The sequence below is a fragment of the Terrisphaera buseokensis genome (genome assembly GCF_047521145.2).
Taxonomy (GTDB): domain Bacteria; phylum Verrucomicrobiota; class Verrucomicrobiia; order Opitutales; family Opitutaceae; genus ER46.
In genome coordinates this window covers 3,348,869-3,360,876 of the sequence record NZ_CM134186.1, presented here as the reverse complement: position 1 = coordinate 3,360,876, position 12,008 = coordinate 3,348,869, and the positions used below count along the sequence as shown (strand labels likewise).

Annotated in this window: 8 protein-coding genes; 2 read left to right on the top strand and 6 right to left on the bottom strand. The window is 64.5% G+C overall.

The window, feature by feature from the left end; translation table 11 throughout:
- Positions 1-91: 91 nt before the first annotated feature.
- Both ACLJEU_RS12545 and ACLJEU_RS12540 read left to right on the top strand, forming a co-directional pair.
- Entirely contained in the window at positions 92-904 is an 813-nt protein-coding gene (locus ACLJEU_RS12545; protein ID WP_414663085.1) for a flagellin, read from the top strand.
- 322 nt (positions 905-1,226) lie between these two features.
- On the top strand, positions 1,227-2,039 hold the full coding sequence (locus ACLJEU_RS12540; protein ID WP_414663084.1) for a flagellin: 813 nt from the start codon (positions 1,227-1,229) through the stop codon (positions 2,037-2,039).
- A 366-nt stretch (positions 2,040-2,405) separates the two neighbouring features.
- Here ACLJEU_RS12540 and ACLJEU_RS12535 read toward each other — a convergent pair whose 3' ends face one another.
- Genes ACLJEU_RS12535 through ACLJEU_RS12510 form a run of 6 tightly spaced genes read right to left on the bottom strand, consistent with a single transcriptional unit; the run spans position 2,406 to position 11,993 of the window.
- Entirely contained in the window at positions 2,406-3,476 is a 1,071-nt protein-coding gene (locus tag ACLJEU_RS12535; RefSeq protein WP_414663083.1) for a hypothetical protein, read from the bottom strand.
- A 9-nt stretch (positions 3,477-3,485) separates the two neighbouring features.
- The gene (locus tag ACLJEU_RS12530; RefSeq protein WP_414663082.1) at positions 3,486-4,370 is read right to left on the bottom strand and encodes a hypothetical protein; all 885 of its coding nucleotides are present in this window, start codon (positions 4,368-4,370) and stop codon (positions 3,486-3,488) included.
- 35 nt (positions 4,371-4,405) lie between these two features.
- Entirely contained in the window at positions 4,406-5,638 is a 1,233-nt protein-coding gene (locus ACLJEU_RS12525; RefSeq protein WP_414663081.1) for a hypothetical protein, read from the bottom strand.
- Positions 5,639-5,644: 6 nt separating this feature from the next.
- A complete protein-coding gene (locus ACLJEU_RS12520) occupies positions 5,645-6,589 on the bottom strand; it encodes a GDP-mannose 4,6-dehydratase (protein WP_414663080.1) in 945 nt (314 codons plus the stop codon).
- Positions 6,586-7,257, bottom strand: a complete 672-nt coding sequence (locus ACLJEU_RS12515) for a hypothetical protein (protein ID WP_414663079.1) — start codon at positions 7,255-7,257, stop codon at positions 6,586-6,588. The genes ACLJEU_RS12520 and ACLJEU_RS12515 overlap by 4 nt, the downstream gene beginning before the upstream one ends.
- Positions 7,254-11,993, bottom strand: coding sequence for a glycosyltransferase family protein (locus tag ACLJEU_RS12510; RefSeq protein ID WP_414663078.1), 4,740 nt, complete (start codon positions 11,991-11,993; stop codon positions 7,254-7,256). The genes ACLJEU_RS12515 and ACLJEU_RS12510 overlap by 4 nt, the downstream gene beginning before the upstream one ends.
- Positions 11,994-12,008 lie beyond the last annotated feature (15 nt).

Sequence of the window (12,008 nt, the reverse complement as noted above, 5' to 3'; positions counted from 1 at the left end):
AGGCAAGTGCCCCGACCGGCGCGATTCGGAGCCGTCCCCCCGAATACGACTGTGGCACGGACGCCACATTTAAGGATCAAGGAAGATCACCATGTCAGTAGTAATCAACACGAACTTCGCTGCGACCGTCGCCGCGAACAACCTCGCCGCCTCCAACGATATGTTGCAGAAGAGCCTTAACCGGCTCTCGAGCGGCTCGAAGATTGTATCCCCTGCAGACGACGCCGGCGGCCTTGCCGTCTCGATGAAGTTGTCTGCCGCTGCGCGCCGCCAAGGCGCCGTGGCCACCAATATCGGCAATGCCATTTCGTTCCTGCAGACGCAGGATGGCGTGCTCAAGGTCGCAGGCAAAGTCCTGGACCGCATGGGCGAGCTGAAGACCCTTTATACGGACCCGACCAAGAGCGCGAGCGACCGGTCCAATTACGACTCGGAGTTCACCGAACTCCAGTCTCAGCTGACGGACCTCACGACCGAGCAGTTCAACAGCGTCGATCTTTTCGGCAGCAATGCTCTTTCGGTCAATGTGACCGAAGGTGGCAACATCGGGGTCGACATCAAATCCCGGCTGCTCAGCGACGTCACCTCCGGCATTGGTGCCCTGACCGACTCGAGCGTCACCTCGCTCAGCGCGCTCGCCCTATCCGACATCACCAGCGCGATTCAGAATGTCGCGACGTATCGTGCCGAAAACGGCGCCGAACAATCGCGCTTCGGCTTCGCCCTCGAATTGCTGACGGTCAACAAGGCGAACCTCGAGTCGGCCTCCAGCCGAATCACGGACGTCGATGTGGCCGCCGAGTCCACGCAGCTGGCGCGCTTCAACATCCTGGTGCAATCGGGCACCGCGATGCTGTCGCAAGCCAACCAGAGCGCCTCGATTGCGCTCAAGCTGCTCAGTTAACGCGGCAGCTCCGGCACCCCGGGGGGCAGGCACACTCGCCTGCCGCCGGGAATCCCGGAAAAGAATTTAACCGGTCGCGGGCCAGGGGGCCCCGGGGACCGTTGAAACACCACTGCGGTCACGGACCGCGGCCGGTCAGACGTTCGTTGAAAGTTCATCAGGTAATGAGGTTCTTCCTTGATTCACACCTCTTGCTCTCGCGCCGCCCAACGGCCGGGAGAACCACTTTTGCGGCATTTGCTGCAGACGGCGTTATCCGGCGCCGACAACCCGGATACGTGGCGACCACGGAACGTCGCACTCATCAAGGAAAGATACCATCATGGCAGTCGTGATTAATACAAACTACTCGGCGACGGTTGCTTCCAACAACCTCGCAGTGTCGAACAATATGCTGCAACGGAGCCTCAACCGGCTCTCGAGCGGTTCCAAGATCGTGAACCCGTCGGATGATGCCGGCGGTCTCGCGGTTGCTACGAAATTGTCCGCCGCTGCTCGCCGTCAGGGTGCAACCGCCTCCAACATTGGCAACTCCGTCTCGTTTCTCCAGACACAAGACGGTGCGTTGAAGGTGGCGTCAAAGGTCCTCGATCGCATGAGCGAGCTGAAGACCCTGTACAATGACCCGACCAAGAGCCCCAGCGATCTCGCGAACTACGACTCGGAGTTCACCGAACTCCAGACGCAGCTCACGGACATCAACGGCGAAACGTTCAACAGCGTCGCTCTCTTCGGCAGCGCCGACCTCACGGTCAGCGTTACGGAAGATGGCGGCACCTCAGTCACCGTTCAGGGACGGGACTTTACGAACAGCACGTCAGGTGTCGGCGCCCTCACCGGCACCGGAGCCACGTCGCTGGCCGCTGTTACGCTAAGCGACATCACCACGGCGATTGAAAATGTGGCTACGTTCCGCGCGCAAAACGGCGCTGAACAGAGTCACCTTGGCTTCGCTGCGGAGCTGCTCACGGTTAACAAGGCCAACTTGGAAGCGGCCACCAGTCGCATCACAGATGTGGACGTTGCGGAGGAATCGACCCAGCTCGCTCGCTGGAATATCCTCGTGCAGTCCGGCACCGCGATGCTCTCGCAGGCCAACCAGAGCGCCCAGAGTGCGCTGCGGTTGATCTCCTAAGTCCAGGGATCGTCCTGATTCGCCCACTCCTGGCCGCCGTTGCAAAACGGCGGCCAGGACAAGCGAGCGGGCCGTGCGAAAGTTAACGTCACGTCACAGATGGTAGGATGAACATTGGAATGCAAAAGGCCCCGGTCCCCCCCGGGGCCTTTGCCTTTTATGGGGTCGAAGGTGGCCGCCCAGCCCACCCTCTATCACCAAATTGGTCACGCGCGTGCCAGACGGTGTGAAAGCTACGGACGTTGCGGCACGCGCAAATTCCGGGGATTTCAGATCTCAGATCTCAAATTTCAAATTCTGAGCGCGAGCTCTGAAGGAGCGCCCGCCCCGGGAGCGAACGCTCCACCCCACCCGTTTCTCCGCGCGCTAGCGGCGCGCTGCCGCGATCGCCGCCGCCACGACCGTACCCACGGTTTCGTGACGATTGAAATGATCGTAGATCCGCCGGCGTTCCGCCTCCGGCAACGCCAGGGCGCGTTCGCAGGCTGTGGCGAGCGCCGGCAGATCGCCGTGCGCATACCGCACAATCAAGCCCGCGCGATGCAGCTCCTCGAGCCGTCCGCCGGTCCTCGAATTCTCGCTCACCGGCACCAGCCCCAGACACCCGGACCAGAATGGCCGATCGGTATGCGTGGCCTGCATCGCCGGCGTGGTGAACATGCGCCCTTCCGGCGCCAGGCCCACCTGATAGCGGTTCAAGTCCAGGCGGCTGCGCACGGGGGTGCTGTGATCGTGACTGGCCACCAGCCGGTCCTTGAATTTCCGCCGCAGGAACTCGAGCTGCCGCTGCCGGTGCGGCGTCAGCCCCATCTGCGAACCAAGAAAATAAATCTTCGCCTCGGGCGTCGCATTGAACGGCGCCGCGCCCGGCACCAGATTCGCCACCCAGCTCCGGTGAATCGTGAGACAGTCGGGCCGCAGGCGTCCGCGGCCGGTCTCGGCCAGCGGATGTTCGTCGTGAATCAGCACGTCGAGACTCGGCGCAATATCGCCAAAGCACGGCATGGCCCGGCTGGCCTCGTCGAACGCATAGAACAGGTGGCGCACACCGCCGCGCCGCAGCAGGTCAAAGGTCTTGCCGGCAATCGCACCCAGCGACTGCGGCTGGTGCGCGATCGTGATCAGCCAGCGCTCCTCGCCCGGCTCGCGCGGCGCCTTCACCAGGTCCACGAGTCCAAGCCGTCCGGATACCCAAGCGGGCAGAAACGCCAGGTCCGGATGCTGCATCAGCGCGAAGCAGCGCGCATTTTCCGCATACCAGTCGCAATCGAGCCGCGCCTTGCGCAGCAGTTCGGCATCGGCGGGATTCGACACCCGCGGCCGCAAATCCTGGTCACCGATGCGCGCGAGGTAAGCCTGCGCGTCCTCGAGCCCGTCGGCCCAGGAGTTGAAATAACAGACGCGCACCCGGCGCCCGGGAGTTTCCGCGCCACTCATGAGCTGCCCCTAGCGCCCTGCGGCCATCGCGAGCTTGGGCATGCGCGCCGCGAAGTAAGCCGCAATCGCCGCCACGTCCGCGCCGGTGTACTCGGGCCGGAGCACGACTTCGTGCGGTGCCTTCGTAAGACCGAAACGACTGAACGTCGTCCCCTCCAGCAGCGTTCCTCCCCAGTAGCGCACATTGGGATAGACCACCACCTGAGGGCAGCGCAAATCGCAAGCGAGATCCGAAAGCCCGCTGCGCACGCTGCAAAAGTAACCGGCGCTCTGCACCACGGCGCGAAAAAGCGACAACGGAATGTTCGCGCCCTTCAATCCTTCCGGCACGACCGTCGTGGGCCCGGCATTCACAATCGCCTTCAGCCCGACGGCCTCGAGTTCACGGCCCAGCGCGGTCCAGAACGCCGGCGTCACGCCGTCCGTCGGAGTCGTCCGCGCCTCGACGCTCAGCACCACGGTTCCGCCCGGGATGCAGTCGTGCTGCCGCAGGAAGTCGCCCGCCGACGCCAGCTCCGCCGGCAGCGGCTGGCGCGGCCGTGTCGGATTGGCGGATACGGGCAGGCCGAGGCGACACCGGTAGGCGTCGATGAAGTGAAAACCATTGTAGCCCACCGCCCGCATCAGCTCGAGCTTGGGGAAGTGGGCGTAGAAAATCTTTCCGCTCTCGACCGTCCAGGCGCTTTTCTCCTGCGCGTCGCGTTCCTTGGGCCATTCGACGTAGCGTTCGATCGCCGGATAAAGATCGCCGACAAACGCGAGGTTGGCGCGGCCGCCGAGCCAAACCTTGACGCCATATTGACGGCGCACGGCGTCGGCGAGCGCACCGACCAAATAGTGATCGCCGATGCCCCAATCGGCCACGAGCAGACAGACTCCGGGAGGAACTTCCATGACAGTACGAAAGAGGTGTGGGTGAAAATTCTGCCTCAGGCGGCAAGTCCGGGGCGATGTGGCACAACGACGGCCGGACGAGTCGGAGCGGTCCCGCCGATCGGCGCATGCGAACGCGTGAACTGCGCGCCGCCGCTCACCGTCCGGCAGACGGACGCCCATGCACCGAGACTCTCCGCCGTCGACGTCAGGAAACGCCTCACCTCGGTTGGGCACCACGCCGGCAGCTTGTCGCAGGCGGACTCGCGCAGAAACTCCGCGAGCTCGACCACCTTGTCCGTCACCACCGGCGACGTCGGCCGGAATTCATTGCGCAGCAAATCAGTCATCCAGTCCGTCAGGATCATGCCCCAGTATTCGAAGCGAAGGTCGTCGACATAATTGTGCGGATTGCGGCGGTGCTCGACGAGCGGACGCCCGAACGACACGTGATACGGCGTGCCGCGCATGACCGCCTGCAGGAAGTAGCCGCCCCAGATGTCGCCGTAGCGCTGGATTTTTCCACCCGGAACCTCGTGGCCCATCGGCACGCACAGAAAGCCCGGGATGAGGTCGCGCACGACCGAGGTGTTCTGCGTGTTGATCGGGCTCCACGTCTCCTGATCGAGCGCGAAGTGCTGAGGCCCGGTGTAGCCCACGCTCTCAACCTTGCCGTTGAGCCAAGCGGTGGCGTCGATGTCCGGCTCCTTCAACCACAGCCCGGCCGTGACGCCCACGCGCGCACCCGCCAGTCGCACCGCGGTTTGCGGCGCGTTGCTCGCGCCGCGCAGACGAAATGGAAAACCGCGGGGAAACAGCGGCCGCGACGGCACGATCTGCAGGTACTCGCACACATTGTGATAGCCTGCCGCCTCGTGAATCAGCGGCTCGATCACCGCATTGCCGGTGTGCAGGTGTCCGCCAATGAAGTCGTCCGCCGTCGGAAAATTGTCGTCGTCGATGCAGATGAGCGTCTCGCAGCCGTCTTCGAGCGCGCGGAGGTAACCGAGATTGCGGCGCGTTTCGTTGTTGTACGGAATGCAGCGATAGAAATCAGGAAACTGCGCGCCCCAGGCATCCTGATCCTCGATGCCAAGATAGACGGTCTCCAGGCCCTTGCGCGTGGCCTCCGCGCTGAGCAGCCGCGCTTCCGGCGGCGTCTTGCGATCGCCGACCACCCACACCTTGACCTGATCGAGGTGACCGAAGCGTTCGGCGTTCAGCCGCAACTCATCGAGCACCGTCGGAACGAAGATCGTCGTGAAGACAACGTGACAGGGTTTATGCATGGTGGGTCAATCGACGCGTTTCATCCAATCGTTGAGCACGCCGGCCAGGGTTTCCCGGATGGGATAACGCCGAGTCCAGCCGAGCGCGCAGAGCTTGCGGTTGTCGCCGAGCAACAGGGGTTCGTCTGAGGGCCGCAGCAGCGACGACTCCTCGATGATATCCGCGCGCACGCCGCCCAATTCCAGCAGGGTCTCGAGGACCAGGCGAATCGTCACGGCTTCGCCGGTACAGATGTTGATGGGATCGCCCGGCCGGCCCTGCTCGAGCAGTCGCATCATGCCGGCGACGCCGTCGCGCACGTCGATGAAGTCGCGCGCTGTATCCAGCCGGCCGACCCGCATGACGGGCTCGCTCCGGCCTTTGGCAATCAACGCCACCTGCCGCGCAAAATTCTGGATCGCGGTCGCCGGCGGATGCCCGGTGCCGACGTGAATGAACAACCGCGGCAGATACACCGCCATGCCATAGTTCTTGAAATACTGATACCCAAGACACTCGGTCGCCACCTTGCTTACGCCGTACGGCGTAATGGGACGCAGCGGCCGGGCCTCGATTAACGGACAGTCTTCCGGTTGCACGTCGCCGTATTCCGCGCTGCTGCACGCGAGCAGAACCTTCGACTGCGGGCAGCCGTGGCGCACGGCGTTCAGGACGTTGCGGGTGCCGAGGACGTTCGCCTGGTGCGTGTAGGACTCCAAATCCCACGAGCTGCCATTGAACGCCTGCGCGGCCATGTGAATCACGACGTCGGGCGCCTCGCGCTGGAAAATCCGCACCAACGCCTCGGCGTCCATGATGTCGGACGACACGATGCGATGATCGTAGTTGAGCCGCAGACGTCCGGCCGACGTCGACCGGCTCAAGCCCACGACGTCCCAGCCGCGCTCACGACACGCAGGCACAAACGCGCCGCCAATCATGCCGGTCGAGCCGGTGATCAGCACTTTCACGCGCAGCCTCCGCTCGTCTGCCAGTAGCGTTTTTCGCTGAGCTCAATGTAGTCGTTGCGCTGGATGTTCGATTTCGAGAACCACGCGATGTACGCGCGCAATTCCTCGTAAGGCGCCGTACTGATATCCCGGATATACAGCATCTCCTGCGACTCCCACATGAGCAGGTTGGTCGTGAGCAGGCCCCAGAACGCTTCGGACCAGTCCGTCGCGCTGGCGGACGAGCGCAGCGATGTGATTTTGGAATTCAAGCTCGAGCTGCCCGGCTGGGCCAGGGCCAGCGCCGCGATGATGTCGCGGGTCTGCGTCGCAAAGAGGGCGTCGGCCTTGGCGGGGTTCGGCGTGCCCTTGTGCCGCAGGCTCCATTCCTTGATCAGGAGAATCGTGAACCGATCGGTCAGCATGCCCACGGTGTTCAATCCCACCCCCGAACTCAGCACCTCAAGGTTGACCGGGTCCGGACGCGCGATCGCGCGCAACTGCTGGAGGCCACTCGTCCGCATGCTCTCCACGGCCGGAGCCAGCGACTCAAGCGCGTAGGCGAGCGGTTGCGGCGTCAGTTCGATCGGCAGGCTGTCCAGAAACGCGATCGACTGGCGCGCGAGCTGTTCAAAGTAATCCTGCAACGCCACGGCGTCTTCAGTTGAGGTGCGTTCGGCAATGATCATGGGGTCAAAACAGGTTCGGCCGCGACGGCGGTTTCGCGCAGCGCGGACTGCGCCTGCAGAATCAGGGCGTACATGTCGTAGTGATCGACGATGGGATCGGTGAAAACGGGATCGGCGAGGAGCGCCATCAGCTCCGGGTGGCGCGGATGCAGCGGATTCGCGATGTCGCTCGTCATGAACGCACCGGGAACAACGTTGCCCCACTGGCGGATGCGGTAAAACCGAATGCCGTCGACGGCCCAGCCCTTGCAGAGCTCGACCATGCGCCGCATGTCCAGGAAGTTCTCCTGCTGCACGACCATGTTGACCATGATCCGGCGGATCACACCGGTGCGGCGCGCCTGCTCGAGGATTCCCATCGTGCGCAGTAATTTTTCCCACGTGGAGCCGCGACGCAGCTTCTCGTACGTATCCGGGGTCGCACCGTCGATTGAGATGGTGATGTCGCGGAAGCGCGCGTGCAGCGGCTGGAATTCCTCCCAGAGACGTGGCGTGATCAGCTGGCCGTTCGTGCCAAGCGTGATGTCGACATGCGCAAATTTGGGATCGCAGAGCTGCTTCAGCACGCTGCGGAAGTGCGGGCTGCCAAAGGCGTCGCCGGAACCGGTGATGTACACGGTCTCGGCGGTCTTGTTCTCCAGCAGCGGCAGCACGATGCGATCGCGGACACGCTCGAGCTTCTGGCGCTCCTCGTGCGTCGCCATGATCTGGGCGTTGCGGCACGAGGGACACGAAAGATTGCAGGAGAGATCGTAGGACAGGTTGAGGTGCTTCGGCGGTTGCACGCCGTCGACACCGATCGCCTGGAGTTGCGCCCAGCGTTCCGGCTGCTCCGACTTCTTCGGCAGGTTGAACCGCTGCCAGCAGGTCATCGGACTGCAGAAGCGGAACGAGCCGTCGAGAATCGACGCCCGCACGGCCTTCGCCTGCGGCGACTGCCAGATTTCCTCGGCGGTCTGGGTGTGGGCGTTGCCGATCGGGAACGGCACCTGCGTGCAGTTGCACGGGAAGACCGAACCGTCCTTGTAGATTTCAAAGTTCTCGAACGGATGCGGACAGAACCGATCCTTTGCATCCGCATGGAAATTTTCGTCGCCGACGCAGCGGACAAACAGCGTCTGCGTGTAAACGTCATCGTAGTACAACGAGAGCGCCTGCCGGGCTTTCGCCGCCGCTTCGGCCTTGTCGCCCGCCTCCTCCAGCAACTCGGCCCACACGACCAGGGTGCCACGGTGGTTCTTCACCAGCCGGGAGAGGCGCTCGATGGCGAGCAGGCGCACGGTCACGGGACCGAGCGGACACAGGGCGTCGTGGAGAAACCGCACAACACCGCGGACGTCGAGGCGCTGCCGCGGTTCGTCCGCGGCGAGAAAGGAGTCGTGCAGCGCGTGGTCGGACAGCTGGCCGACCAACGCCTGGAGGTTTTGATCGAACGCAACGCCGCCGGTGGATTCGACCAGCGCAACGGCGGTTCCGGCGTCAGCATCGGTCGAACCGGAGGCCGGCGTGGTTTCGTTCGCGGCGGTCGTGGCGTCACCGGAGTCCAGATACAGCGTGTCGAACGGCGTCGGCAGCGCCCGCTTAGCGGCAAGCGACTGCCAGATCCACTCGCCGCAAGCCGGCATGAGGAAGCACGGTGCCACGCGGCGCGCGTTGGCGAGCAGACGCGTCCGTTGTGTCGGTGCGGTGATTTCCTCGATTTTGGCCTGGGCTTCGGAGGCGTCGTAGTTGGACGAGACGCCGAGGCCAAACTGGTTGACGAAGCGCGCCGCGGCGGTCTTCGCGCTGCCCAGGACGAGCATCGGCGTGAGCGTCTTGGTCAGGATGAACACCATTCGCGACGGCAGGCTGAGGCGCGTCAGCCATTCGTTGTCCTCGGTGCCGTCGAGCGTGCCGCTCGGCAGGAGCACGAAGGGATAATTGGCCAGGCGCTGCGCGAGCCGATCCTCCGGGAGGAAGCCCTGGCAGAAGATTCCGTCGGCCTCGAGGGCCTGACGATCCTGCGGCAGCCACGCGACCTTGGCGTTGCCGAACCAGTCAATCTTCAAGCCGGCCGCGCGGCTGAAGGTGCGCAGCTGATCAAATTGTTTCGCCGACCAGATGTTGCCGACCATCACGCAGTGGCGGACGGTGCCGCGCACCGGCGTCCAGTCGTTCGGCACTTCGTTGGCGCGGGTTGTGACGACCGGCGGCAGCAGGCCGAAGGAGCACCGGAACCAGGCCGAGTATTCGGCGATCATTTCCGGCGAAATCGCCAGGCGGACGTCCGCCGCGGCGAACACCCGCTGGGCAAGCTCGGCCGGCACCTCGCGCGAATGCAGGACCTGATCGTCCATCACGTAGCAGCAGAGTGGTGCGCCGGTGATCGTGTGCGCCGCGACGGCGTGCATGAAGTCGGACGCAAAGAACGGCACGCTGAGAATCCGCCGGAAGGTGTACGCCCCCAGCAGCCGCTTCAGGATGGCCGTGCGTCCGCACTCGGTAAGCCCGGGCAGATCGAGCGAGAAATGCACGCCGCCGAAGTTGACCTCGCCCTTGTAGAGCGTGCGCGAGCGGACCGTCACGAAGGAGCGGGCGTCCGGGAAGAAGCGTTCGATCAGCACGCCGGTGCCCTGCAGCCGCGTGACCTCGACATGCGAGAGCAGCAGGTCGCGCGGCTCGCCGTAGTTGCACTCGGCCACCAGCTGTGTCGCCCGCGGCATCCAGCGTGCCACCAACGGATGTCCGGGCTGAAGTCCCCCAGCGGTTTCGAGCGCCTCGATTGCAATCGCACCATGGCCGGCCTCGAGCGCGCCCTCCGCGAGACGCAAGTGGGCTTCCACGCTGTCGGCATCCATCGCCGCCACGTGCAGCAGCGCCGAGAGCGCATCGGCCGTCCGACCGTGCCCGCGCAGCGCCTGAGCCAGCTCCCGCCAGTACTCCACCCGATCCGGTGCGAGGAAGGTGGCGCGACCAAGGAGCGCGATGGCGCGTTCCCATTCGGAACCGTGCACCGCGACACTGCCGAGAATGAACTGCGCCTCCGCCGACTGCGCGTCGTAGGTCGCCGCCTCCTGCGCGACCGTGCCGGCATCGCCCCACTTCTGTTGTTCGAGTAGCGAGCGCGCGACGCGAAGCAGACGTTGCGGACGCTTGTTGCGGTTCGAGCCGCCGGGCTGGGAGGAAAGTTGACGCAACCGCGGATGGTGCGGCGCGATGGTGCGCAGTTTGGAAAGTGCGGACTCGGCCACGGTCTGGCTGCCCTTCTCGAGCGCGAGCTCGAGCATGACGAGGAGGGCTTCGACCGAACGGGGATTCTTCTCGAGTTCTCGCTGGGCCATCAGCAGCGCATCGTCGTAGCCGCCCTGCTCGAGCCGCACGAGCGCAACGGCACCTTCGTTCTTGTGGGTGTTGGCCGCCTGGCGGCTGAACACCAGCATCGCGGGGTTGACCAGGGCGAGCCCCATGCTCGAACACCGGCGCACGAGGTTTACGCGTTCGCTTTCCGCATCCTCCCACGACCACACATTCACCGCCGCAGCGAGCGCCGGGGAGTTGAAATTCTTCCGTCCGACCGCGAGGAAGCTCACCCGCGTTCCGGCCGCCGGCAGACCGCGGCGAAGCTCCACGCGCGGCAGCGTCGCGCACATGCGGGCAAACTGTTCCGGCACCGTCTCGTCCAGCGCGATGATCACGCGGTCAAGGTTACGGTGGAGTTCCTGGACGTATTCGTAACCCAGCGTCAGGCGATGCTCCACCGCCGGCAGTACGGCCGGTGCTGATACGACCTTCGGTTCCGGCAGCGGAAAGAGCGCCGGTCCCCTGCCCTCCAGCACCAGCTGCGCAAAAGCCGTCCGCCGGGCCTCCTCCGAAAAGTGTTGGTCAAACCAGCGCGCACCGGCGGCGCCGATGGCGCGGGTCTCGGCCGAGTGGTTGATGGCGTGGCGCGCTCGTTCGAGCAATTCGGCCGGCGTGCCGTACGTCACCAAATCGCGGCCCGGTTGCCAGACATCCGTCAGGCCCGAGGCCGGCGCCAATTCGTCGGTCAGCAACATCGCACCGCTGGCGAGGATCTCAAACACGCGCAGGTTGAGATCGCCGTTGAGCGAGCTGTTGAAGCCGATCAGCGACGAGCCGTAGAAGGAGAGACCTTCGCGCTGCGAGACCGACTTGACGCTCAGCGGCAGCTGGTGGCCGTGCAGTTGCGACAGCATCTGAATGCGGCGGGGATGGCAGATGCCTGTCTGGCCGACGAAGGCGATGCGCGACTCCGGCGCAGCGGTCGAGCGCGCCGCGGCGACCGCCCGGTCGTCGTGCGGAAAGGTGAGACCCGGAAACCAGTACAGCTGCTTGAGCCCGGCGATCTGGAAAAATTCCGCGTGATGCCGATCGTAAAGGAAGACGATGCGGTCAAAGGCTTCCTGCCGCGCATACTGGATCATGCCGGTGATCGGCATGTTCAGATGGTGCGTATCCGCGACGAGCAGCACCTTCGGGCAGCGAAATGCCTTCAGGTTGCGCGGAATCGATCGCCAGGAGGCATCGACGAGACACACGACGGCGTCCGGCTGTTGATCGGCCGGCAGCCGTGCCGCCACCGCCGCCAAATCGAAGGCCCCGGACGGCGTGTTCAACGTCGTCACGTATCCGCCGATGTCCGCATCGAGCCAGTCCGGTCCACAGTTGATTTGTTCGAGGGCGAGCCGCGGCGGCGCCATGTAGCTCGCCGGCGAACAGGTGGAGAACAGGATGCGCATCGAAGGGGAAAGTTG